Raw genomic sequence first — 22,680 nt, forward strand, 5'->3', positions numbered from 1 at the left:
GCGTCACTTGACGCGGGAATTGGCAGAATATCCGCCCCCGAAGGAGCCAATGCGGACGGAGCGGTCGAGATCGCGGCTCTCGCCACCGTAGCCCCAGTAGCCGACATAGGCAGAGGCGGACACGGCGGTGGCCACAAAGAGAAGGGCGATCAATCGGATCGGGGTCATGGCAGGTCAGTCCTCGTCGGTCCAGTCGCATCCTTGCCAGCGCCGCACATGGTGCAGAACCTGGCGCGCGGTCATCAGCGCAAACAATGCGACAAAAAACAGTCCGCTCCTCAGCGCCCAACTGCCGCTTGTCAGCCCCTCTCGCACTGTGAGCGATACCTCTCGGATCGGAGTGCCGGGCGCTGTGGCGGGCCAGTTGCCGGCCTCTGACAGGTCGAGGAACAGCGCATGTGTTCCCGAGGTCTCCGGTCGGAACCGGACGCGGGCGGTTCGGTTGCCCTCGCTCCATCTGCCGTCCTTGTCGCTGCCGGTGTAGTATTCGATGCCGCGCCCGATCCCGAACAGCGGGTCTTCCTCCGGTCCGGTCACTTCCATGTCGAAATAGGCCCAGCTGTTGTTGACGGGGCCGGAAAGTTTGATTTCCACCAACTGATCAGCGGTCGCAACCGCAAAGGGCACTTCCACGGGCAGGTCATTCACCGCATAGGTTGTGTTGAGCACGGTACTGCCGCGCCCCCCGCTGAGAAACAGGGTCAGCAGCAGGCAGAGGCCGGCACCCCAGAGCCAGAGACGACGCAGGAAGTCGTGGTTGGGTCCCTTGCGCAAGGGCTGTTCCGGGTGCACCCCGGAGGAGCGCAGTCCGAGATCGGTGCCAAAGGCGTCATTGGCCTCGGCGGGGGTTACGTAGGTGCTGATTTCGACCTCGTCCTCCTGCCCGGTGCGGCTGAAGTGCAATGCAGCCCGCGCGGCCACGACGGTCACGGTGGTCACCCGATCCGCGATTTGCGGCCGGTAGGAGAATTCCCCGGCCACATAGATCGCCTCGCTGGTGGAGGTTTCATAGTATTTGAACCACATGCCGCGAAATTTCAGCCGAGGTTGCGCATGCGCCCGCTCCACCTCGGCGGGGGTCAGCATCCGTGATGTGCGCACGCGGCGGCTCAGCGTCAGGTGGTCGTTTTCCAGCGTCAGCCAGACATAGCCATGGGTCGGCGAATAGAGTTGGAAATCCACCCAGAGCGCGCTTTGACCGGCCCAGCGTTCGTACTGCTCGATCAGGCCGATCACGGTATAGTCGACGCCGTGGAGGTGGCAGCGCATGCCGATCTCGATCGGCGTCGTGGTCTGGCGTTTGCGATCATGCTGGCCGAGGAGCTTGTAATTGTCCTGCGCGTTCAATGTGCTGCCGCAATAGGGGCAGATGTGAACCTCCACACGCCCACCGCCCAACACATCGAGCCCTGCCCCGCAGCAGGTGCAGTTGATCGCCACAAGCGCGGCACTGCGAGTCATGCGCCGGCCTCCCGGATCTGGAGCTCGAACGGATCGATCCAGCAGCCGACGAACCAGGCTTCTCCGCCGGGCCAGAATTCGGCTGACAGCAGGTTGCCATCGGGCCCCTGGGCATTCACGAAGTCATGCGCGTCCTGACATCGCAGCGCCTCGTCGAAACTGCCGCGCAGCGCTTCGCAGGTGGCTGTTTCGGCCTCCACAACGCGATACCGGCTGCCGTCCAGTGTCAGGTGCTCGCCCAGTTGAAACGGCGGGCGGTGCCGGGGGCGTTTCGCCGGCGCCAGCGGCCATTGCAGGACCAGATCGCCCTCGTCCACAGACAGCCAGCAGGAGCTGCCCTCCCCGTCCAGGCCCCAGAACTCGTCCCAGAAGCCGCGGCCATAGGAAAACCGGGCATGGCCCAAGACCTGCATTCTATAGCTGTGCCCCTTTTCCCAGTTGGGGAGGATCAGCTGCGCGCCCAATCCAAACATCATCGGTGCCGCGTGCATGTCGCCACCTGTCCCCAAGGGGGTGACGCCCGGCCCATCAAGAACGAGCGTTGTCCCACAGTGGGTACAGTTGGTCATCTTGATGAGCGCCAGTCGCACCGCAACCGATGATCCGCAATTGGGGCAGCTAAACTCTGTCATGGGCGCAACTTGCGCGATTGGTGCTGAATATCAAGTCTCCATTTGGCTGCGCTGGGGGGGGTGAGATCCGGCCGCGATGGCAAGCGCTGTTCCCCGACCACGACACCGGCCAGAACGCCGGGTTTGGCTGGCCCGGGTTGCTGTATTCGGAAGGGGCGAATTATCCCTTCAAGAATGGGTGCATTATCAGATGTGAAGTAATCACCAAATGTCTCCGTGCCGGGCGTGCTGGCGCTGACCAAGGACGCTTGAACCGGCGTCGCACCAACAAGAGACATATATCATGACGCTTATCAAACGCACCAAAGCCGTGGCCCTGACCCGCTATCTGCCTGCCGATGACCCCGATGCCTTTTTCGATACGGAATTGCCGGTGACGGCGCCGACGGGACGCGAGGTGCTGGTCGAAGTGAAGGCCATCTCCGTCAATCCGGTGGACACCAAGGTCCGCGCGCCAAAGGACAAGGTGGAAACGACCCCCCGGGTGCTGGGCTGGGATGCCTCCGGTGTTGTGGTGGCAACCGGCCCGGAGGCGACGCTGTTTCAACCCGGGGATGAGGTCTACTACGCCGGAGACATCACCCGCCCGGGCTGCAACCAGCACTATCATCGCGTGGACGAGAGAATTGTGGGACACAAGCCCCGCAGCCTGACCCACGCCGAAGCCGCCGCCCTGCCCCTGACCACGATCACCGCCTACGAGGCCCTGTTTGACCGGCTGGGGATCGACCGCGACGGTGCGGATGCGGGCCAGTCGGTCCTGCTGATCGGAGGCGCCGGTGGCGTCGGTTCGGTGGCGATCCAGTTGGCGAAACGCGCGGGATTGACGGTGATCGCCAGCGCCTCGCGCCCGGAAACCATCGCCTGGGTGCAGGACATGGGAGCCGATCACACGGTCAATCATCACGAAGACATGGTGGCGCAGACCCGGGCGCTCGGGTTCCATCACGTCGATCACATCGCGATCTTCAACGATATGCGCCATTGGGACACGGCGGTGGAACTGATCCGCCCGCAAGGGGGGATCGTGTCGATCGATGACACCGACCTGCCAATGCCGATGGCGGGCCTGAAGACCAAGGCGGCCTCCCTGCACTGGGAGTTCATGTTCGCCCGCGCCATGCATCAGACCGCAGATATGATCGAACAGCATAGATTGCTGAGTTTCGTCGCTGCCGAGATCGATGCCGGACGCCTGCGCAGCACGGTGGCGGAGATCCTGACACCGATCAATGCCGACACCTTGCGGCAGGCGCATCAGGCGATCGAGACCGGTTCTGCCAAAGGCAAGATTGTCCTGAGCGGGTTCTGATCCCGACAGAACGTCACCTCAACCGGCCGGGAGGCGGGGGACGCCTCTCCCCCTCGCCTTCGGGCTGGTGTGCGCGGGGCCTGGGGCGGCCTTGCGCCGCCTCAAACGGCGAGAAACCCGCCATCCACCGGCAGGACCGCGCCGGTGATCATGGCAGATCCCTCTGACAGCAGCAAAGCAACGCTGGCTGCGACCTCCTCCACCTCGGCAAAGCGACCGACAGGATGGCGGACCATCATGGGCTGGGATTTTTCCGGCGCGGACCATGCCTCCACCGCAAGGTCCGTAAGGGTGATGGTCGGCGCGATGCAATTGACGCGAATGCCGTGAGGGCCAAATTCCCTGGCCATGACCCGGCTGGCACCTTCCAGCCCGGCTTTTGAAGCCGCATAGCACAGGTGTTCGGCAAACCCCCGATGCCCCGCGATCGAGGTGATATTGACGATCGCGCCGCCCCCACCGGCGGCCACACGCGCGCGCGCAAACGCCTGACAGGTGATCAGGGCTGCCCGCAGGTTGATGCCCAGCACCGCCTCATAGCCCGCATCGGTCATGTCGAAACTGCTCTCCAGCACGTTGATGCCCGCGCTGTTGATCAGGAAATCTGCGGGCCCTGCCTCTGCCATCGCATCACGTGCGGCCTGCGGGTCAGACAGGTCGGCCTGCACCGTTCGGCAGCCGATTTCGGCGGCGAGGCTTGAGAGGTCGGCCTGCGTGCGGCTGATCGCGATAACGCGCGCGCCCTGCCCCGCCAGATAGAGGGCGCAGGCCCGGCCAATGCCCTTGCCCGCGCCGGTAATGATGACGCTTTTGCCGTCAAAACTCATAACTCTTCCTCCGCTTGATTGAGGTCACCTGTCCGCATTGTCCGTGGTTTGGGCGTTACATGCGCTCAAACGCGGTCGGCATCACGATCACATCGCGCACCGTGACTTGCCGCTTGCGGGTCAGCATGAATTCCAATGCATCGGCCACCTCTTCGGGGTCCATCAGCGCCCCGGCCTCTTTGGCCTTGCGCAGGTTTTCCTCGGGCCAATCGGCCAGCAACGCCGAGACCACAGGGCCGGGCGACACCTGCGCGACCTTCACGCCATACGGGATCATCTGGCGGCGAATGCCCTGCATAAAGCTGGTGATCGCCCATTTAGAGCCTGAATAGACCGGCTCCCAATAGGCCGGGTAATGTCCGGCAATCGAGTTTGTCACCACGATGTCGCCGCTCTTGCGCTGCATCATATGGGGCAACACCGCCTGAATGTTCTTCATCACCGCATTGACGTTGAGGTTCAGCATCCGGTCGATGGCCGCCGGATCGCTCTGCCACAGGTCGCCGCCGATATACGCGCCGGCATTGCAATATAGGATGTCGATCTGACCCACCTTGGCGAGGATCTCGGGCACCATCGCATTGCAGCTGTCCGCATCCAGCAGGTCGGTCACCTGCGCCACGGCGTGATCGCCATATTGTGCAACCAGATCCGCCAGCGCGGCGGCATTCCGGTCCACCATCACGACCTTGCAGTCATTCCTGAGAAGCATCTCGACGGCGGCCAGACCGATACCGGAGGCCGCACCGGTCACTACGGCGACCTTGCCCTTGAGCGATTGAGACATTCGCGAATTCTCCTGATTTTTGTTTTGGGGGAGATTTTGTGCAGAGGGAGCGGGCGACTACGCAGGGCCGCCCGAAGGACCTACCATTCGCGCCCGATGTAGATGGCGAGAAGGATGATAAGGCCCTTGATGACGTCCTGAAGGTAGGGGTTGATCCCCATCAGGTTGAGGCCGTTGTTGAGGATGCCCAAAAGCACCGCACCGATCAGCGTGCCGAGGATCAGCCCGCGTCCACCGGCAATCGCGGTTCCGCCCAGCACCACAGCCGCAATCGCATCCAGTTCAAAGCCAACGCCTGCGTTTGGCTGACCGGACATCAAGCGCCCGGTGAGGATGAGCGCCGCAAACGCCGAGGTCAGTCCGGAAATACCGTAGACCGTGAGCTTGATGAATTGGGTTTTCACGCCCGAGAGCTTGGCCGCGAGTTCATTGCCACCAATGGCATAGACGTGACGCCCAAAGGCCGTGCGCTGCAACAATACCCAAGCCAGGGCGTAGATCACCACCATGGCGATCACCGGAACGGGCACGATCCCGATGCGACCAATGCCAAACCAGGAAATCCACGACGGGATACCAGAGATGGGATAGCCGCCCGAATACAGAAGGCCCAACCCGCGCGCGATGCCCATGGTTGCAAGTGTCACGATGATCGCAGGCATGCGTCCCCATGCAACCATGGCACCGTTGAACAGACCAAGGCCGACACCAACGCCCAGCCCCGCCAGGAGCCCGACCCAACCGGGCATCGCCATATTGACCATCAGCCCGGCTGCCAATGTGCCCGACAACGCCATGACCGCGCCGACGGAGAGGTCGATCCCGCCGGTCAGAATGACAAAGGTCATGCCAACCGCGAGGATGCCGACAATCGACACCTGCCTGAGCACATTCATGATGTTTGAAACGGAAAAGAAGTTCTCGGAGGCAAATCCCATCAGGATGGACACCACGATCAGCCCGATCAGCGGCAGTGCCAGCGGTGAGTGCAAAATCCGGCGCAGATTGAAGGCGCGACCTGCGCGACCGGCCTCGGCCGTAGTGGTGTTATGCGACATGTCGAACCCTCCCCGTGGTGGCATGTGTCATGATGTCTTCTGAGGTTATGGCCGCGCCCTCGACAGTGGCGACGATGCCGCCCTGCCGGAACACGCAGACCCGGTCGGACATGCCGATCACCTCGGGTAGTTCCGAAGAGATCATGATGATGGCATAGCCCTGCGCCGTGAATGCCCGCATGAGCTGGTAAATTTCGGCCTTGGCACCGACGTCGATGCCCCGTGTGGGTTCATCAAAGATCAGCACTTTCATCTGGTGATTGAGCCAGCGCGCAATCACCACCTTTTGCTGGTTGCCGCCCGACAGGGTGTCGACACGGTCCATGGGGCCTTGTGCTTTGACACGCACCTGCTGCATCGCCGTTTCGGTGTCGGCGCGCTCTTTTTGCAGATCGAGGAACCAGTGCCCGCGGCGGTATTTGCCGTAGTTGTTGATGGAGATGTTTTGCAGGATCGAGAAGCTGGTAATCAGCCCCTGTTCCTTGCGGCTTTCGGGCAAGAGCCCGATCCCCCGTGCCAGCGCCTCTGCCGGTTCGCGAAACCTTATGTCTTCGCCTTCGACCTGAAGCGCGCATCTCGCGGCTGGATAGGCCCCCAGCAATGCCAACGCGGTTTCCGTGCGCCCCGATCCGACCAGCCCGGCAAAGCCGAGGATTTCACCTTCGCGCAATACAAAATCCGACACCGGACCACCGCGTCGCAACTGCAGCTCCTGGCAGTTCAACAGGACCGGCGCATCCTGCGGGATACTGGGTTTTTCCGGAAAGCTGTTTTCGATCCGGCGGCCCACCATCATCTCGACCAGACGGTCATTGTCGGTTTCAGAGACGAGGCAATCGCCCACATATTCCCCATCGCGCAACACGGTGATGCGGTCGCAGATTTCAAAGATCTCTTCGAGGTGATGCGAGATGAAAATGATCGCAACACCCTGCCGGCGCAGCTCGCGCATCACCTTGAACAGATGCGCCACCTCGGAGGGCGTCAGGGTTGCGGTGGGTTCATCCAACACGAGAATACGGGCGTTGAGCGAGAGCGCCTTGGCGATTTCGACAAATTGCTGCTCGGCCACCGACAGTTTCCGGATCGGCACATCAAGCGGCACATCGACCTCAAGCCGGGCCAGAATGTCTTCGGCGCGTTTGCGCATGGCTTTGCGGTCCAGCAGGCCAAACCGCGTGCGCAATTCGCGGGCCAGGAACATGTTTTCGACCGCATCCAGATAGGGGATGAGGCTGAATTCCTGAAAAACGATGCCGATCCCTGCGGCGATGGCCTCGTCGTAATTGGCGAACTGGCGCTCCTGACCCTCAATGAGGATGGACCCTGCACTAGGCTGCAAAATACCCGTGAGGATCTTCATCAGGGTGGATTTCCCGGCCCCGTTTTCCCCAAGCAGCGCATGAACTTCGCCAGCGTTGACCTCAAGATCGACACCGTGCAGCACCTGAATGGTGCCAAATCTCTTTTTGATTCCGCTCAGTTGCAGCATGACGCACCTGTTGTTGGCCATTGCGGGACAAACCACCCCCGACATCGTGCCGGGGGTGGCGGGTTGTTTTACCAGCTGAAGTCAGCGGCGTTCTCTGCGTCGACGACGCGCACATCGATCGGCACTTCGCTGGGCACAACACGCGCGCCCCACTTTTGCGCCAGCGCCATGGCAAGGCCGACGCGCACCTGATCGCGCGGGAACTGGGCCGTGGTCTCGATGAAGGGTCCGCCTGCGGCAATGGCGGCCACCGCTTCGGGAGCGCCATCAACCGAGGTCAGTTTGATGTCACGGCCCGATCCCTGGATTGCAGCCAATGCGCCCATCGCGCCGCCGTCATTCACCGAAAAGATCCCGGCAAGGTTCTGGTGCGATTGGATCATGTTCTCGACCACGCCGAGGGCGACGGACCGGTCCTGACGGCCGTTTTGGGTATCGACCAGCGTGATCCCGTCATATTCCGTAAGCGCGGCCTTGCAGCCTTCGACCCGCTGGAGGATCGGCACCACCGGGATACCGTCGAGGATTGCCACCTCGCCCGCCCCGCCAAGCGCATCGGCCAGATACTTGCAGGATTGATACCCCGCATCGCGGTTCTTGGAGCCAACAAACGTATCCACCGGACCATTGGCGTTTGCATCAACGGCGACGACGATCACGTCCTGCGCTTTGGCCATATGCACCGCGCTCTCGATCCCGGCGCTGTCGGTTGGGTTGAGCAGCAGAATGTCGATGCCCTGGGTCAGCATGTCCTCCACATCCGAGATCTGCTTGGCCACGTCATGACCGGCGTCGGTCACGACCACCTCGGCGCCCAGATCCTTGGCGGCATCGGTCAATGCCTCCTGCATCGAGACAAAGTAAGGATTATTCATTTCCTGAAATGTCATGCCGATCTTGAGACCGTCCTCGGCCATTGCCGGCACCGCCAAGGAGACGGCAAGCGCCGCCGCAGATACGGCTCCTATCATCTGTTTCATTATGGTTCCTCCCAAGTTGTTCCAACAGGCACAGCCTGTCCCTTTCCGAATGGCCCCTCGCCATTCGAATTCGCTAAATTCGAATTTCCGTCTGGTTCAGCCCGTTTCCGAGAACACCCCGTTCGCGGCAAAGGTTGCGCGGAATTGTGAGGGCGACATGCCCTTCAATCGCGCAAAATGACGGTTGAAGTTGGAGAGGTTGGAGAAGCCGACATCATAGCAGATCTCGGCCACTTTGGCCTCTGGTCGGGTCAGGAGCATCTGGCAGGCCAGATCCACCCTGAGTTGGTTTTTATATCGCACCAGCGTCGATCCCGTGTGCCGTTTGAAGGACCGCGAGAAGGCGCTGGGGCTTTGATTGACCATCTGCGCCAGGTCTTTTTCGTCGATGTTCTCGGTCAGGTTCTCACGCAGATAGGCAATCGCCTTGTTGACGCCGTTTTCCTGCAAGGACTCCAGATCCAGTTCGTAGCTGAGACTGGCCAGCACCTCCGGTTCCGGCGCGCAGGCCAGCACGTCGAGGATCGACCAGAACAGCGCCAGACGGCGCAGGCCCCGCGCCTCGAACAGCTCCATCATCAATGGTTTGATGCGGTCGGCGGTGGCCTCGTCAAACAGCAGCCCGCGATGGCTGCGATCCAGAAGCGGACGGATCGCGTCCATCTCCGGCATAGCGGCGGCGGCATCCTCGATAAAGGTTTCGGGAAACTGGAGCACAAAGGAACGTTCCGGCACCACCTGTCCCGGTTCGACTTCGGAGATCCAGTTCTGCGGCAGGTTGGGGCCGGTCATGATCAGCTGTCCGGGACCAAATTCGCCAATGTGGTCGCCGATATAGAAGGTGCCGTGCGTATTCACGACCAGATGGATTTCATACTCGGGGTGAAAGTGCCACCGCACGGTCCGGAACGGGTAGCCATGCATCCAGGCGGCAAAGCTCTCGCCTTTGCGAATATGCACGAGTTCCAGATCGGGTAGCATCGTTTCTCCTCCTCCGTGGCACCCCCTTCCGTCTCCACCCGGAAAGGACCACTCCCCAAACGGTAGCCCCTGCAACGCGGTGGCTCTACCTCAGAACGCGATTTTGGCAGATACTTTTTTGACCGTTGCCCTCGAATAAGCGCCCAGAGCAGGATCGCATGGGCCTGTCAGAAAAACCGAACCGCGCTGCATTGCAGCGCGGTTTGCTTGGGTACGTTGAGATCTGAGCGGTTTTCCGATGGTGCCGGGGCGTTGATGGCGTCACTCGCGCGCGGTGAAACGCACATGCCCGACTTGTACTTTTTCGGCATGCTGATCTCCATCGGGCGCGAGGCCGCGTCGACTTGTCATTCAGGCATCGCGATCTGTAGCTTCACATCGCTGTCGCGGGCCTCCGCCGCGCGATCAAAGCCCGCGATGCTGTCTTCGAATGGCACTGTCGCCGAAATCAGCGGCGTCAGGTCCACCTTGCCCGACGCCATCAGCGCAAGGGCCCGGTCGTAGACATTGGCATAGCGGAACACCGTCTCGACCCGCAGTTCCCGCGCCTGCAACCCGACAATATCAACGGGCACCGGATCAACCGGCATGCCCACCAGCACGATGGCCCCGCCGGGCCGGGCCAGTTCGTGCATGTGCAGAACCGCAGGCGCGGCGCCGGAGCATTCGAACACCACATCCGCACCCCAGCCATGTGTGGCCGCGGCAACCGCCTCTGCCAGAGGCTGGTTGCGGATGTTGACCGTCTCGATCCCGTCATAGGCGGCAATGATGTCCAGTTTTGGCTGTGCCAGATCGGCCACGATCACCCGCGCACAGCCCCCCGCCAGCGCCGCCAGTGCCACCATCATGCCAATGGGACCAGCGCCGGTCACGACCGCAATGTCGCCGGGCTGAATGCGGGCCCGCAGCGCCGCCTGCATGCCGATGGCAAAGGGCTCGACCATGGCGCCTTCGGCAAAACTCACGTGATCGGGCAACTTGTAGGTAAAGGCCGCCGGGTGGATCACCTCCGGCGTCAGGCAGCCATGCACCGGCGGGGTAGCCCAGAAACGGACCGCCGGATCGACATTGTAGAGCCCAAGCTTGCTGGCGCGCGACGTGGGATCAGGGATGCCGGGCTCCATGCAGACACGATCACCCGGTTTCAGATCGACGACCGCATCCCCGCATGCCAGCACCACGCCAGAGGCCTCGTGCCCCAACACCATCGGTTCCTGCACCACAAAGTGGCCGATCCTGCCATGGGTGTAGTAGTGAACATCCGATCCGCAGATGCCCACCGTATGGGTCTTGATCCGCACATCGCGCGGCCCGAGCGTGCCGGGGATCTCGAAATCGCGCAGGGCAAGCTTGCCCTTTTCCTCCAGAACCAACGCTTTCATCCCAACGGCCTCCATCTTGTTGTTGAGCGGCGGGCGCAGCGCACCCTCTTTCTGTGCTCCACCGGCGAGGCGCGGCTTGTAAACCAAAACCCGCCGCGGCCATGGCATTTTCCAGTGTCGCGGAAATTTCGTATCGGTGCGGTGGCGGGAACCGCATAGCCGCGCAGATGCTGGACGCTCACGACCAACCTCGCAGGAGGCGTATCCGGGATGATTCGCGGGTGGTCATGGCGGGACCCGATGCCAGGGCAGCGCCTCTCAACCGAGATCGACGTACCGGGAAAGCGCCGCACAGATACGCCCGGGCAGTGTTTCCCCTCGACCTTTGGCGCGTTGACGCGCATGCTGCCCCCGGTTCGCCTGATTCCGCCCGGGTCCGGTTGCACGTAGGCTTGCGTCGTCCCCCAGCCACAACAGGATAAACACCGTGCTGTGCGGGCAGTGCTCTGCCCGCGACAGCACAGAACGGTCTTCATTTTTGCTGGGTGGTTTTGAGTGTCCGCACGTCCCGATTACAATCTCCTGATAACCCTCGACGCCCTCCTGAAAGAGGGCAGCGTGCTTGGGGCGGCCAACCGCTTGCAACTCAGCCCCTCCGCCATGAGCCGGTCCCTGGCCCGATTGCGCGAAACCACCGGCGATCCGTTGTTGGTGCGCACCGGGCGCAAACTGGTGCCGACACCCCGCGCGGTGGAGTTGAGCCAGATCACCGCGCAGCTGGTCGACGAGATCGAGGCGGCCCTGAGCCCACGGCAAGACATCGACCTGAAGAGCGTTTCCCGCGTCTTCACGTTGCGCAGCAGCGACGGGTTTGTCGAAACCTTCGGCCCGAAACTGATTGCCCGGCTGGCAACAGAAGCCCCGGGGGTCCAACTGCGTTTCGTGCAGAAAGAGGCCGATAACAACCGCCCGCTGCGCGATGGCAATGTCGATATCGAAACCGGGGTCATCAGCGAAAACACCGATCCGAATTTTCAGAGCCAGGCGCTGCTGAAGGATCATTTTGTCTATGCCATGCGGCCCGGCCACCCCTGCGCCGCGTCACCATTGACCACCGCGCAATATGTCAGCTGCGAACATGTGGACGTCGCGCGTCATGCCGATGTCGACAACCAGCGCCGTGGTCCGATCAATGCCGCACTTGCTGACCTCGGCCACCAAAGCCGGGTCAAAGTGGTGGTCGGCGGCTTTGCCGCGGCACTGTCGCTGGCCCGCTGCACCGATCTGGTGGCAACGGTTCCCGCACATCACACCCGCAACCTTCGGCGCAACCTGCTCAGCCATGCGCTCCCCTTTGCGGTGCCTGGCATCACCGTGTCCATGCTGTGGCACCCCCGATTTGACGCGGACCCGCTGCACCGCTGGATGCGTGCGACCCTGCGCGAGATCTGCGCCCAGACCACGCAGGAGGCCTCCGACCGATCCCCGGACATGACGTCCGATGCAGCTGTGAAGTGCAGATGACGCAACTTCTGAATAGACGAGAGAACAAGTAAGGATTGTGCCGCTCCCTCAGATTGACCGGATGTGGCCTCATGACAAAATCCTCTGCCTCTAGCATTCACCTGGACCCGATCGGCTACCTGCGCACCGGGTTTGAGACGCTGGAGGAGTGTCCGGCCTCCATGATGGGCAACGATGACAGCAGTTATATCGAACTGCTGCCGCGATACGCAGCCGGGCTTCACAACATCGAGCTGGCATCACATGTGATCGTGCTCTACTGGCTGCATCTGTCGAACCGCAAACCGCATCTGGAATCTTCGGGATGCAATGGGCGCAAACGGGGCGTCTTTGCCAGCCGCACGCCAAACCGCCCCAATCCGATCGCGATGAGCGTCACGCGTCTGATCGCCCATGACCAGAACATTCTGCAGGTCGCGGGCCTCGACTGTGTCGACGGCACCGCCGTGCTCGACATCAAGCCTTACGTTCCCCAACTGGATCACATCACCGATGCGTCGATCAGCTGGACACCCCCGCATTCTTCGCCAGCTCTCAATCGCTAGCCCATTCCCTGAACTGACGTCTTTGGAGGATTAAATGGGACCACGATTGAGACCGGCCTTTGGTGTATTGAGCCTGTGCCTGGCGATGCTGGCACAGGCGCCACTGGTATCTGCCGACACTGCGAACCCCAGGCGCCTGGTGATTTCCAACAGCAATACCGACTGGGGCCTGGCCACGCCCTATCTGCAGGCCCGCGGCGGACTGGGCTATATGCTGACCCATTTTGTGTTCGACAATCTCGTGGGGCAGGACCGATCCGGGGCGTTAGCGCCGGAGCTGGCGCGCGAGTGGGAACTGTCGGACGACGGGCTGAGCCTTGATATCAGGCTGGACCCCGAGGCGCGTTGGCATGACGGCACCGACATCACCAGCAGCGATGTGGCGTTCACCTTTGCCTATATGGCGCAGCATCCGCATCCCTTTGTCTCGCTCGAAAACATTCGCGGCACCGAGATCCTGTCGGATGACACCCTGCGCATTACGCTGGCCCGCCCCGACGCAGGCGTCCTGACCAGTGTCATGGTCGGCATGCCGATCCTGCCCGAACATATCTACCGCGATCAGGACAATCCGCGCACCTTCTCCGAGCCGCGCGCCATGATCGGCTCCGGCCCCTATCGGCTCAGCTCCCATGAACGTGCCAAGGGCCGCTATGTTTTCTCCGCCGTGGAAAACTACTATGGCGGCGCGCAGAAATACGATGAAGTCATGATCGCAAAGCTCCAGCCCGAGGCCGCCATTCAAGCGGCCGCCAACGGTCAGGTGAATGTGATTTCGGATCTGCCCCACCGCCTGGTGGATTTTGCCAAAGAACAGGATCTGCAGGTGAAGACGTCGCCGTCGGGCCACCCGATCAAGCTGCGGTTCGATCATTCGGGGCCGTTTGCCGCCGTCCAGCGTCGGCAGGCGCTGGCCTACCTTCTCGACCGTGACGCTTTGGCCGCGATTGCCTATCGCGGTGGCGCCAGCCGCGCGAGCCTTGGGTATTTGCAGGACAATTCGGCCTGGTACGCCCCGGACAGCGTGCTGCGCTACCCGCATGACCCAGACCGGGCCGCTGCGCTTCTACGCGAATCCGGCTGGGCCCGCGACGACAGCGGGGCGTGGCAGCAGGATGACACGCCGGTCACATTGCGCCTGGTCACCAGCGGGCGCGAGGAGGCGCTGGCGCAGGTGATCAAAGACCAGCTGGAGGCCTTCGGACTGGAGCTCAGCGTGCGGGTGATGGAACGCGGCGCCTTGCGCAAACAGCAACCCGGCAAGGATTACGACCTGATCCTGGCGGGGGGCAGCACCCTGGGCGATCCGGTGACCATCCTGGAGCGGGTCTTTGGGACCCGCTGGAACAACGAGCGCTATCGCGGTGACGGCACCTTGCGCCAGCTGGCCATGGCGCAGGCTCAGAGCCTTGATCCGGATCGCCGCGCCGCCCTTCTGGCAGAGTTTCAACAGCTCTACTCCCGCGAACTGCCTGCGATCATGCTGGTCAATGTCAACCGCACCGTCGCCCATGACAGCGGAACCGAGCCGTGGTTCTTTGATGAGGGCCTCGCGATCGGCATTCCCGTGGCAACGCATAAATACATGCTGCTGGAAAACTGAGCGGTCGCATGTCAGGGCACATCTCCCCCACCGACCGGCAGGAGGCCGGCGCGTCGGCGCCGGCCAGTGTCGCCCTGACGCTGCTGCGCAGCCTGATGCATCGCATTGCCGTGTTTGGGTTTCTGCTGGTGCTGATGTCGGTGCTGCCACGGCTGCTGCCCGGCGACACGCTGGATGTGCTGATGGATTCCGACGTGCAACGCGAGCTTGCGGATGACGATCTGCACGCGCTGCGCGACCGGCTCGGGTTTGGTGGCTCCTTGGCGGAACAGGTTGGCCGGGATCTGCTGCGGCTGCTGCGCGGGGATCTGGGGTATTCCCTGCTCCACGGCGCACCTGTTCGCCGATTGCTCGCGGAGGCGCTGCCCTGGACGGGTTTGCTGATCGCGGCGGCCACCCCCGTTTTCCTCGGTCTCGGGATCATGCTCGGGGTCGAGGCCGGCCGGCAGCCCGGATCACGTGCCGATCGGGTGCTGACCGCCGGCATGAGCCTTCTGGCCAGTATTCCGCCCTTTGTGACCGCCATCGCGCTGCTTCTGGTTTTTGCGATCCTGTGCCCGGTGCTGCCTGCTGGCGGGGCTGAGCCGCTGTTTCCCGCCGCGACACCTTGGCTGCGCACATTTGAGATCGCCCGCCACGCGGTCCTGCCTGCCCTCGCCTTGGCGCTGCATGAGGTGGTGCGCTATTTCTTTGTGCTGCGCGGTGAGGCTGCGGTCCTGTCGCATCGCGCCTTTGTGGTGAACGCCCGCAGCCGCGGTATCAGCGGCTGGCGCGAGCGGCGCGACTATTTCAGCCGCAACCTGCTGCCGGTGATCTGCGCCCGGCTGGGCCAGTCCGTTGCCACGCTGTTTACCGCCAGCCTCTTTGTCGAGGTGATCTTCGCCTATCCCGGTATCGGGTCGCTGACCTATCAGGCGGTGCTGGATCGCGATTACGCCTTGTTGCAGGGGGCCATTGCAGTGCTCGCCGCGCTGGTGCTGAGCCTGAACTGGCTCTTTGATGCGCTCACCGAAACGCTCACGCGTAGAGGGTAGCCACCATGTCTGCCCCGGTTTACTTGGACCACGCCACAGAACGGGCCCGACCCCGCCTCACCCTTCAGCTGCTGGGCATCGTGGCGCTGAGCACGCTGGTGCTGCTGTTGCTGATCGCGACCCTTGGCAACCTGATCCCCCCCTATCTGACCAGCACCGAGACACTGCAACCGCCGTCGCCGCGCCATTGGCTCGGAACCAATGACATCGGCCAGAGCGTGTTGACCGGCCTCCTGCGCGCCGCTCCGATCACGATCGGGTTGGCGCTGGCCACCGCTGCCCTGGCCCTCTTGATCGGGATCACCATGGCCGGGCTGGCCGTCATGTTCCCCAAGGTGGGTCGCGCGATCGTGCTGCACCTGACCGATATGGCCGAGATCGTGCCGTCGATCCTGTTGCTACTGCTGCTGTCCGCCTGGCACCAACCCGGCGTGATCGAGATTATCCCGTTGATGGCGTTGCTGACGTGGCATGACGATGTGCGAATCCTGCGCTCCGTGCTGCTGCGCGAAATGGGGCGGGAAAACATCACGCTCACGCGGCACATGGGCGCGCGCTGGCCCTATCTGCTGCTGCATCACATCCTGCCCGCCATCCTGCCTACGCTCACCGGCCTCTACCTGCAGAACGTGGTACAGGCGACGATGCGGGTGGCGGGATTGGCGTTCCTCGGACTGACCGCCGCAGATCTGCTGACCTGGGGCAGCATGTTGCAGGACGCGATGGGCTATCTGCACACGACGGCCTGGACATGGCTGCTGCTGCCGCCGGCCTTCTGTCTCACCGGGTTTCTGCTGCTGCTGATGACGCTGGACCAGCAACAGGCACGCCGTAGCTCCCACCGACAAGGATCCGCCCCATGATCGAACTGCGAAACCTCTGCCTGCATGCAGGGGAGGACACGATCCTGAAGGACATCAACCTGACGGTTCGAACGGGCGAAACTCTGGCGCTCATCGGCCCCTCCGGCGCGGGCAAAAGCAGTCTCGCGCGCCTGTTGCTGCGGCTGCTGGATGGTCAGGGCGTCTGCCCGCACAAGCCTCTGTCCCCGCGTGCGCGGTTTCACTGGTCCGGACAGGCATGGATCGCGGGCACCGATGTGCTCAGGGCGCGCGCTGCCGAGGTTCATGCGCTGCGGGGGCGGCACATCGGTCTCATCGTGCAACGGCTCACCGATGCCCTGAACCCGCAGTTGACGGTGCGCGCGCATATTGCCGAAGTGCTTGCCCAGCACCGGATCACCGCCCCCACCCCCGAGGAGATTTGCGCCCGGTACAACCTGCCCCCGTGCGTTCTCGATCAGCGCCCCGCAAGCCTGAGCGGCGGAGAGACCCAGCGTGTTCTCACGGCGCTCGCCCTGTTGCCGCAGCCCAGTTGCCTCATCCTCGATGAACCCACCGCAGCGCTTGATCCGGCCAATCAGGCGCTCACGCTCAAGGCCATGCAGCACGGCCGCGCGGATCGGGCACAGATCCTCATCAGCCACGATCCGGCAGTTGCGGTCTCTCTTGCCGATCAGATCGCCGTTCTGGAGCGTGGTCGCATCATAGAAACCGGCCCCGCCCGCCAGATCCTGCGTGCCCCGCAGCAGGCGCTGACCCAAGCGCTGTTGGGGCGGGCCCCGAGGACGACGCCCCCGACCGCGCCTGCGCGGCCTGGTCCCGTCGTGCTTCGGGTGCATCGGCTGTCCCACAGCTACGGTGCGCGCCCGGTGCTGCGAAACCTGACCCTCAGCCTGCGCGCCGGGGCCTGTCTGGCTGTTGTCGGACGCAGCGGATGTGGCAAGTCCACTCTGGCAAAGCTGATCGCGGGACTGGAGCCGCTGCAATCCGGCCAGATCGACTGGCCCCGCCCGGATGCAATCGCGCACACCGCCCGGCACCGGGTTGGCTATGTGTCGCAATTCCCGCATCGCGCACTCACCGGGCATTTCTCCGTGGCCGAGACCCTGGCCGAAGCGCAGGCCCTGTCGCGGCACCGCCTGCGCTGGTTCCGGCGTCCCCGCCATGGTGACCCCGCGGATGAGCAGGCCATGACAGACGCGTTGAACGCGGTGTCGCTCCCCACCGGGGCGGCCTTTCGGGCGCGGCGCACCCGCGATCTTTCCGGGGGCGAGGCGCAACGGCTCTGCCTTGCGCGGGCGCTTATGGCCGACCCGACGGTCATCATCGCTGACGAACCCACCTCCGCCCTCGACGGTCGCTCCAAGGCCGAGGTGGTCCAGACCTTGCAGGATCTGAAATCACATCGGGGTAAGGCACTTCTGCTGGTGACCCATGACCCGTGGGTGGCCGACACTTTGGCCGATCAGCAGCTGGAGCTGCAGCAGATGTCACTGTCGCCGCGCGCGGTAGAAATGCCGCCGCAACCGCTCCCCTCTCCCACGCAGTCCCTGTCCTGAGCCGCGCCCAGGCGCACCCAGACGCGACACGGGATCGATGATCGAGCGATTGGCTAGTCGGCGACGGCATCTCGCAGTGGTGCATCCGCCGCCGTCAGGGACAGGCTCTGGAAAAAGCGGCCCAGCATGTCCTCGATCAGCGTGAACCTCACCCCAAGGCTGTCCCGGCGCGAAAAATCATACAGGGTGGGCAGATGTGGCACATCTCCGTTCGGCGCAGGCAGGGCCGTCGCGGGCACGTAGCGCGCGATTTCCTGATAGATCCGGGCCCAGGTCCAACTGTCGCTCAGGGTGAAGTATCGCCCCGAAATCGCCGGCCTATCGCAGGCGGCCAGCGCAAAACGCGCCAGATCGGCCGGATCCGTCAGGGACATAGAGCCGGAAGGCACCTGCCGATGCCAGCCCGGCTCCCCTCGGGCCAGCGCGGCCAGAAACCGCAACACATGTCCCTCCATGTGCCAGGGCAACAGGGCCGGTGCGACCATCATGCTCGACAGCAGCGTGGTCAGACGCAGACCCACCTGATCCGCCGCTTCCTGCGCGGCCTGTTCCAGTGCCGTCTTCTGCGCTTGCATGAATTTTCCCGTCGCGCGCTGATCTGCCAGCGAGGACACATCGCGCAGCTCGTTCAGGACGGGGGAGGGGGTGGCTGGCGCGGCAGAGGCGGTGCTGGAACACAGAACCGCCGCCGAGACCTCCGCCTGACCCGCGATCTGCAGGATTTGGCGGCAGGCGACCTTGGACGGGGCGACAATCTCGCGCCAGGCCCGCCCCGGCTCCAACTCCGCCACAGGTCGCCCGTCACGCCCGCTTCGCAGCGTCGGGAAACAGGCCAGAATGACCGCCTCAGCACCCGTCAGCGGTGCGATAAAACTGTCCGGCGATTCGGTATGTGCCTGAAAAATTTGCAAGAGGTCCGAGGCTCCCGGGAATTTCCGCAGCCGCTCGGCGCGTTGCACATCCCGAACGGTGGCATGAACCCGATATCCCTGGTGCAGGGCTTCGCGAACCATATACGCCCCGGCCAGTCCGGTTGCGCCCGCAATGCAAATGGTCTTTGGCTCCGTCATGTCAGGCACTGCCTTCTTGCTTTGGTTGAATCTGTAATTTTTCACACACTAGCAAGGTTGTACTCAATCGGGGCATCGATTTTCCTGAACACCCGTCTCAGCAGACCTGAAGCCGCCCGCAGCCCTCAGAAAACCTGAAGCGCGCCCTCCAATGAATCGATTGGTATTGCTGGCTGACTTCGCGCTCAATTCCAGCACCTGTGCATTGGAGTGGAGAGTGACATGGCTGATACCGCCGAAGCCAAGACCCTAATCCCCGCAGGTCGCGCTGCGACCGTTCTACGGGGGAGTCAGCTGGCCTTTGCGATCCAATCCGGCCCTCCAGACGACCCGATACAACGACCCGCCGCGCCACGGCCCGATCTGTCGGCCCTGCGCGCGCCCTACAATGACCGCCATGGCAACCTGCGCCAGCAGATCGTGCAGTGTCGCAATGCCGGAGCGCATGTTCTGCGCGCCCAGAGCTTTGCAGAGCGCGCCCGTCTGCTTTGGGATCTGCACGCCGGACTGACCGCCCTGGCCGAGGCCGAAACGGCGCAATGTCGTGCGCATCCGTCTCATGAAGGCGATACGTTGCTCTCGGATCCGGGCTTCTTGCAAGGGCTCTCCCGGATGCGGCGGTTGGCCTCCATGGCCCTGCGCAGCCTGCCCGACCAGAAGATGATCGTCTGTGATCCCGCACGCCCCTGTGCCCGTGGCGGCCCCCCCTGCCCGGATCGTCAGATGCGCATGCGGCTGAAACAACCGGGCAGCGGCCTCGCCGCGCATGTGGTGGCCAATGCGGCGTCCTTTCCAAACCTGCTGGAGCGGCTGAGCCTCGCCATTCTGGCCGGGCGCAGTGTTCTTCTTTGCGTGTCCGATACCGCGCAACAGGCCGCGCTTGGGCTGTGCCGCCTGCTCCGCGCCACCGGCGCGCTCCCCGATGGCGTCATGCATGTGGTGCCGGTGATCGAGGCAGAGACCCTGCTGCCGCATCTGGAACGGGGCGACGTGGTGACGCTCTGTGCCGAGCCCGGGCACACCGCCACCTTTCATGCCCACCCCAAGGTCCTGGAGGGCAGCGTGCGGTTGGGGTCGTGCCAGGCAAGCTACGCGGCGCTGCTCCTTGCCCCCGAGTACGACCCCGATGCGCCTGCGTGGGACCTGTTCCTCCGGGCGGTGCAGGCGCTGCATCGCAACGCCTCCTTTGCGACCTGCGTTCTGGTGCCGAAATCCTTGGAGGAAAGCGCCACGGATCGGCTGCTGACCCTGTATGACGAAGTCACCATCAGCCACGCGGAGCTGCCGATCACCCGGCCCTCTTCTGCGGCGTCGACCCGCCCCGGCAGCCCGCAGATTGCGGTGGTGCCCTATACCGACACCCGCTCGGCGCTGGAGATCCTGCGCAATTTTCCCGGCCGGCGCAATTTGACGGTTCTGTCGCGACAACACGGGTTTCTTGGCGATTTCCTCGCCACGCTGGCGCCCTGTCTGGACCAGATCAGCGTGGTCAGCCCGGAGATGGACACCGGCGCACCAGAGCTTGCCGAGGCGATGCCGGGCGGCAGCGGCGCGGACGAGAACATCCTGTCCCTGCTGGACTTCTATCTCGAAGAAAGCGAAATCACCGGCCCCGCGACGCTGCTGACCGAAGTGTCGGGCACCTGGATCGAAGGCGTGCCCGTGCGCGAAGGCGAACATCCCTTCCGCAAACCGCTGTCGCGCTTGCGGGTCGGAGATCACCTGCGCAGCGCGGATCGCATTGTCAGCGCCGAGGACGTCGAGGCCTTTGGTCATCTGACCGGAGACCTGTTCTATGCCCATATGGACGAAGCCGCCGCCCGCGCGCATCCGTTCTTTGACGGCAGAGTGGCGCATGGGCAGTTCATCATGGCGCTGGCCAACGGGTTGTTTGTCGACCCGGAACCGGGGCCGGTGCTCGCCAATCTCGGGGCGAAAGACCTACGGTTCCACGCCCCCGTCTATTTTGGCACGTCGCTCTATGTGACGCTGACCTGCTGCACCATCGGCCCGGTGGGCAAAGGCGGCTCTGCCGAAGTGCAATGGGCCTGCCAGGTGCGGCGCAGTGACGACGACACGCGCGTCGCCCAATTCGACCTGCTCACACTGGTGGCAGCGCAATGGCCCCTGCCCGCCGCCCCCGCTGTCTAGTTTTCACCCCCCCGTGACCCTCCGTTAGAAAAGGACCTCGCATGACCACCAACGCCTCATCGCCCCTCCCCCGCATCCTGATCGGCTCTTGCGGGTCGCTGGACCTGACGATGCTGCCGTTCTACCTGCGTGCGATAAAGGACAATATCGAATGCAGCCTGAGCCTGATGCTCACGCCAAACGCGGTGAAATTCGTCAACACCGACACGCTGGCGCTTCTGGTGGATCGCTTGATCCACGGCGATCATCCGCAGAACTGGAGCACCGACAAGCCGGGCCGGATCGCCGCAGAGCATGACCTGATGGCCGTCCTGCCCACCACCGCAAACACGCTGAGCGGCGTCGCGAATGGCTCCTCGCAAAACCGGCTGACCACGGTCATCCTCGCGGCAGAGTTTCCGGTCCTGTTCTTCCCGGTCATGGGTGGTCCGATGTGGGACAAGGCCTCTGTCCAGCGCAATGTGAGCCAGATCCGCGATGATGGTTATGAGGTTTTTCAGCCGGTCTGGCGCGAACACAACGACCCGCATATGCAAAAGATCCACGGGCATCATTCCCTGCCCGACCCTGCATCCGTTGTCGAAATCATCAAACATCGCCTGCCCGCAGGCGACTGAGGCCTCGGCCTCCCCGGTCCGTTTCAGGACTCCGTAAGCCGGGCCTCCCCGCCCGGCCGACTTCACGCCGCGAGGATCACCCCCTTGCGGCGTTTTTTATGGTCCGGAGCACGTGTTCCATCGCCCCCATGCGCCCCATGATCTTGCCCCCGGCGCCCTTGCCTCGTTCCCGCGTGCGTGCATGGGCCGCGCACAGGACCGGCGGGATATGGGCACCGCAAGCGCAAGCAAAACCACGCCTGCCTGACCGGGCGTGGCTGCAACATCAAATCGCTGAACGACAGGCTGGTCAGCCGGTCACATCCTTCAGCTGAGTGCGCCCGGGCGGCAACAGGGTCGCCTGAAGCCAGGCCGCCACATATAGCCCCACCCCGAAGGACAGATGCGACATCAGGCTCTTGAGTTGCGCAAAGGTCGGGTCAGGACGGTTGCTTGCCATGACACCGGCACCCATGGCCGGCTGCATGAGGAAGAACGGAAACACAATTGTCCCCACACCGATCATCAGCGCGATAACCACATTCGGCTGGCGCAACTGCCGCTGCCCGTCGACCCCGACATAGAATGCGGCAAAGATCACGCCGACCAGGTAATGTACCGCCCAGCCCAGCGTCGCTTCGCCGGTGATCGGGGCTGCCGCGCGAATACTGTCATGGCTGAAACTGCCCTGCGGCATATGGCCAAGCCATCGGCCAACCATGGCAAAATTGCTCTGCGGTATGGCAAATAGCGCCTCGGCGATCACGGCCCAAACGTCCATGATTGCCGCAGCGCCCACGCCGACCAGTATCACACGAAATATCAGTTGAGCTGCTGTCATCATGATGGGGGTCACTCCCTGTCTCCGGCGCGCCGATCCAACCTCGGCCGCGTGCGCGAT

22 protein-coding genes are annotated in these 22,680 nt (G+C 63.3%); 9 read left to right on the plus strand and 13 right to left on the minus strand.

Going from position 1 to position 22,680, the window contains the following annotated elements; all coding sequences use genetic code 11:
* Positions 1 to 3 precede the first annotated feature (3 nt).
* The 3 genes from ACXAF5_RS20615 to ACXAF5_RS20625 are packed head-to-tail and all read right to left on the minus strand — an operon-like array spanning position 4 to position 2,093.
* The gene (locus ACXAF5_RS20615) at positions 4 to 168 is read right to left on the minus strand and encodes a hypothetical protein (RefSeq protein ID WP_239368425.1); all 165 of its coding nucleotides are present in this window, start codon (positions 166 to 168) and stop codon (positions 4 to 6) included.
* A 6-nt stretch (positions 169 to 174) separates the two neighbouring features.
* Positions 175 to 1,461 (minus strand): DUF4178 domain-containing protein, encoded by a 1,287-nt coding sequence (locus ACXAF5_RS20620; protein ID WP_474948038.1) that lies wholly within the window; start codon positions 1,459 to 1,461, stop codon positions 175 to 177.
* On the minus strand, positions 1,458 to 2,093 hold the full coding sequence (locus ACXAF5_RS20625) for a DUF4178 domain-containing protein (RefSeq protein WP_474948039.1): 636 nt from the start codon (positions 2,091 to 2,093) through the stop codon (positions 1,458 to 1,460). The genes ACXAF5_RS20620 and ACXAF5_RS20625 overlap by 4 nt, the downstream gene beginning before the upstream one ends.
* A 283-nt stretch (positions 2,094 to 2,376) precedes the next feature.
* On the opposite strand from ACXAF5_RS20625, the gene ACXAF5_RS20630 reads away from it, so the two are divergent.
* Positions 2,377 to 3,405, plus strand: coding sequence for a zinc-binding alcohol dehydrogenase family protein (locus ACXAF5_RS20630; protein ID WP_474948040.1), 1,029 nt, complete (start codon positions 2,377 to 2,379; stop codon positions 3,403 to 3,405).
* 101 nt (positions 3,406 to 3,506) lie between these two features.
* Here the strand turns inward: ACXAF5_RS20630 and ACXAF5_RS20635 are convergent, their stop codons facing one another.
* The 8 genes from ACXAF5_RS20635 to ACXAF5_RS20670 form a co-directional block, all read right to left on the minus strand.
* On the minus strand, positions 3,507 to 4,232 hold the full coding sequence (locus ACXAF5_RS20635) for an SDR family oxidoreductase (protein WP_474948041.1): 726 nt from the start codon (positions 4,230 to 4,232) through the stop codon (positions 3,507 to 3,509).
* 55 nt (positions 4,233 to 4,287) lie between these two features.
* Positions 4,288 to 5,019, minus strand: coding sequence for an SDR family oxidoreductase (locus ACXAF5_RS20640; protein WP_474948042.1), 732 nt, complete (start codon positions 5,017 to 5,019; stop codon positions 4,288 to 4,290).
* An 80-nt stretch (positions 5,020 to 5,099) separates the two neighbouring features.
* Positions 5,100 to 6,077 (minus strand): ABC transporter permease, encoded by a 978-nt coding sequence (locus ACXAF5_RS20645; protein ID WP_065328229.1) that lies wholly within the window; start codon positions 6,075 to 6,077, stop codon positions 5,100 to 5,102.
* Positions 6,067 to 7,569, minus strand: coding sequence for a sugar ABC transporter ATP-binding protein (locus ACXAF5_RS20650; protein WP_474948043.1), 1,503 nt, complete (start codon positions 7,567 to 7,569; stop codon positions 6,067 to 6,069). The genes ACXAF5_RS20645 and ACXAF5_RS20650 overlap by 11 nt, the downstream gene beginning before the upstream one ends.
* Positions 7,570 to 7,637: 68 nt before the next feature.
* A complete protein-coding gene (locus ACXAF5_RS20655) occupies positions 7,638 to 8,549 on the minus strand; it encodes an ABC transporter substrate-binding protein (protein ID WP_474948044.1) in 912 nt (303 codons plus the stop codon).
* A gap of 96 nt (positions 8,550 to 8,645) precedes the next feature.
* Positions 8,646 to 9,530 carry an AraC family transcriptional regulator gene (locus ACXAF5_RS20660; RefSeq protein ID WP_239325277.1) on the minus strand — a complete coding sequence of 295 codons (885 nt, stop codon included), beginning with the start codon at positions 9,528 to 9,530 and terminating at the stop codon, positions 8,646 to 8,648.
* Positions 9,531 to 9,697: 167 nt separating this feature from the next.
* Entirely contained in the window at positions 9,698 to 9,841 is a 144-nt protein-coding gene (locus ACXAF5_RS20665) for a hypothetical protein (RefSeq protein WP_474948045.1), read from the minus strand.
* Positions 9,842 to 9,877: 36 nt separating this feature from the next.
* On the minus strand, positions 9,878 to 10,915 hold the full coding sequence (locus ACXAF5_RS20670; RefSeq protein ID WP_474948046.1) for an NAD(P)-dependent alcohol dehydrogenase: 1,038 nt from the start codon (positions 10,913 to 10,915) through the stop codon (positions 9,878 to 9,880).
* Between the two features lie 495 nt (positions 10,916 to 11,410).
* Between ACXAF5_RS20670 and ACXAF5_RS20675 the strand changes: the two genes are divergently transcribed.
* The 6 genes from ACXAF5_RS20675 (at position 11,411) to ACXAF5_RS20700 (ending at position 17,962) form a co-directional block, all read left to right on the plus strand.
* Positions 11,411 to 12,379: a LysR family transcriptional regulator gene (locus tag ACXAF5_RS20675; protein WP_474948047.1), complete on the plus strand. Its 969-nt coding sequence runs from the start codon at positions 11,411 to 11,413 to the stop codon at positions 12,377 to 12,379.
* Between the two features lie 71 nt (positions 12,380 to 12,450).
* Positions 12,451 to 12,924 carry a tRNA (N6-threonylcarbamoyladenosine(37)-N6)-methyltransferase TrmO gene (gene tsaA / locus ACXAF5_RS20680; RefSeq protein WP_239325283.1) on the plus strand — a complete coding sequence of 158 codons (474 nt, stop codon included), beginning with the start codon at positions 12,451 to 12,453 and terminating at the stop codon, positions 12,922 to 12,924.
* A 34-nt stretch (positions 12,925 to 12,958) separates the two neighbouring features.
* Positions 12,959 to 14,527 (plus strand): ABC transporter substrate-binding protein, encoded by a 1,569-nt coding sequence (locus ACXAF5_RS20685; RefSeq protein ID WP_474948048.1) that lies wholly within the window; start codon positions 12,959 to 12,961, stop codon positions 14,525 to 14,527.
* 8 nt (positions 14,528 to 14,535) lie between these two features.
* Entirely contained in the window at positions 14,536 to 15,561 is a 1,026-nt protein-coding gene (locus ACXAF5_RS20690) for an ABC transporter permease (protein ID WP_474948049.1), read from the plus strand.
* 5 nt (positions 15,562 to 15,566) lie between these two features.
* The gene (locus ACXAF5_RS20695) at positions 15,567 to 16,424 is read left to right on the plus strand and encodes an ABC transporter permease (RefSeq protein ID WP_474948050.1); all 858 of its coding nucleotides are present in this window, start codon (positions 15,567 to 15,569) and stop codon (positions 16,422 to 16,424) included.
* On the plus strand, positions 16,421 to 17,962 hold the full coding sequence (locus ACXAF5_RS20700) for an ABC transporter ATP-binding protein (RefSeq protein WP_474948051.1): 1,542 nt from the start codon (positions 16,421 to 16,423) through the stop codon (positions 17,960 to 17,962). Before ACXAF5_RS20695 ends, ACXAF5_RS20700 begins: the two co-directional genes overlap by 4 nt.
* 53 nt (positions 17,963 to 18,015) lie before the next feature.
* On the opposite strand, the gene ACXAF5_RS20705 is transcribed toward ACXAF5_RS20700, so the two are convergent.
* Positions 18,016 to 19,032: an NAD(P)H-binding protein gene (locus ACXAF5_RS20705; RefSeq protein ID WP_474948052.1), complete on the minus strand. Its 1,017-nt coding sequence runs from the start codon at positions 19,030 to 19,032 to the stop codon at positions 18,016 to 18,018.
* A gap of 222 nt (positions 19,033 to 19,254) precedes the next feature.
* Here ACXAF5_RS20705 and ACXAF5_RS20710 point away from each other — a divergent pair, with 222 nt between their 5' ends.
* The gene (locus tag ACXAF5_RS20710) at positions 19,255 to 21,183 is read left to right on the plus strand and encodes a MaoC/PaaZ C-terminal domain-containing protein (protein ID WP_474948053.1); all 1,929 of its coding nucleotides are present in this window, start codon (positions 19,255 to 19,257) and stop codon (positions 21,181 to 21,183) included.
* A 41-nt stretch (positions 21,184 to 21,224) separates the two neighbouring features.
* Entirely contained in the window at positions 21,225 to 21,800 is a 576-nt protein-coding gene (locus ACXAF5_RS20715) for a flavoprotein (protein ID WP_474948054.1), read from the plus strand.
* 289 nt (positions 21,801 to 22,089) lie between these two features.
* On the opposite strand, the gene ACXAF5_RS20720 is transcribed toward ACXAF5_RS20715, so the two are convergent.
* Entirely contained in the window at positions 22,090 to 22,623 is a 534-nt protein-coding gene (locus ACXAF5_RS20720; protein WP_474948055.1) for a DUF2938 domain-containing protein, read from the minus strand.
* Between the last annotated feature and the right edge of the window lie 57 nt (positions 22,624 to 22,680).

This window comes from Epibacterium sp. ABV4_022, assembly GCF_056159345.1.

Excerpts from the sequence above, each read along its gene's own strand:
- ACXAF5_RS20615 (WP_239368425.1), bottom strand. The coding sequence starts at position 168 with ATGACCCCGATCCGATTGATCGCCCTTCTCTTTGTGGCCACCGCCGTG.
- ACXAF5_RS20620 (WP_474948038.1), bottom strand. The coding sequence starts at position 1,461 with ATGACTCGCAGTGCCGCGCTTGTGGCGATCAACTGCACCTGCTGCGGG.
- ACXAF5_RS20625 (WP_474948039.1), bottom strand. The coding sequence starts at position 2,093 with ATGACAGAGTTTAGCTGCCCCAATTGCGGATCATCGGTTGCGGTGCGA.
- ACXAF5_RS20630 (WP_474948040.1), top strand. The coding sequence starts at position 2,377 with ATGACGCTTATCAAACGCACCAAAGCCGTGGCCCTGACCCGCTATCTG.
- ACXAF5_RS20635 (WP_474948041.1), bottom strand. The coding sequence starts at position 4,232 with ATGAGTTTTGACGGCAAAAGCGTCATCATTACCGGCGCGGGCAAGGGC.
- ACXAF5_RS20640 (WP_474948042.1), bottom strand. The coding sequence starts at position 5,019 with ATGTCTCAATCGCTCAAGGGCAAGGTCGCCGTAGTGACCGGTGCGGCC.
- ACXAF5_RS20645 (WP_065328229.1), bottom strand. The coding sequence starts at position 6,077 with ATGTCGCATAACACCACTACGGCCGAGGCCGGTCGCGCAGGTCGCGCC.
- ACXAF5_RS20650 (WP_474948043.1), bottom strand. The coding sequence starts at position 7,569 with ATGCTGCAACTGAGCGGAATCAAAAAGAGATTTGGCACCATTCAGGTG.
- ACXAF5_RS20655 (WP_474948044.1), bottom strand. The coding sequence starts at position 8,549 with ATGAAACAGATGATAGGAGCCGTATCTGCGGCGGCGCTTGCCGTCTCC.
- ACXAF5_RS20660 (WP_239325277.1), bottom strand. The coding sequence starts at position 9,530 with ATGCTACCCGATCTGGAACTCGTGCATATTCGCAAAGGCGAGAGCTTT.
- ACXAF5_RS20665 (WP_474948045.1), bottom strand. The coding sequence starts at position 9,841 with ATGCCGAAAAAGTACAAGTCGGGCATGTGCGTTTCACCGCGCGCGAGT.
- ACXAF5_RS20670 (WP_474948046.1), bottom strand. The coding sequence starts at position 10,915 with ATGAAAGCGTTGGTTCTGGAGGAAAAGGGCAAGCTTGCCCTGCGCGAT.
- tsaA (WP_239325283.1), top strand. The coding sequence starts at position 12,451 with ATGACAAAATCCTCTGCCTCTAGCATTCACCTGGACCCGATCGGCTAC.
- ACXAF5_RS20685 (WP_474948048.1), top strand. The coding sequence starts at position 12,959 with ATGGGACCACGATTGAGACCGGCCTTTGGTGTATTGAGCCTGTGCCTG.
- ACXAF5_RS20690 (WP_474948049.1), top strand. The coding sequence starts at position 14,536 with ATGTCAGGGCACATCTCCCCCACCGACCGGCAGGAGGCCGGCGCGTCG.
- ACXAF5_RS20695 (WP_474948050.1), top strand. The coding sequence starts at position 15,567 with ATGTCTGCCCCGGTTTACTTGGACCACGCCACAGAACGGGCCCGACCC.
- ACXAF5_RS20700 (WP_474948051.1), top strand. The coding sequence starts at position 16,421 with ATGATCGAACTGCGAAACCTCTGCCTGCATGCAGGGGAGGACACGATC.
- ACXAF5_RS20705 (WP_474948052.1), bottom strand. The coding sequence starts at position 19,032 with ATGACGGAGCCAAAGACCATTTGCATTGCGGGCGCAACCGGACTGGCC.
- ACXAF5_RS20710 (WP_474948053.1), top strand. The coding sequence starts at position 19,255 with ATGGCTGATACCGCCGAAGCCAAGACCCTAATCCCCGCAGGTCGCGCT.
- ACXAF5_RS20715 (WP_474948054.1), top strand. The coding sequence starts at position 21,225 with ATGACCACCAACGCCTCATCGCCCCTCCCCCGCATCCTGATCGGCTCT.
- ACXAF5_RS20720 (WP_474948055.1), bottom strand. The coding sequence starts at position 22,623 with ATGATGACAGCAGCTCAACTGATATTTCGTGTGATACTGGTCGGCGTG.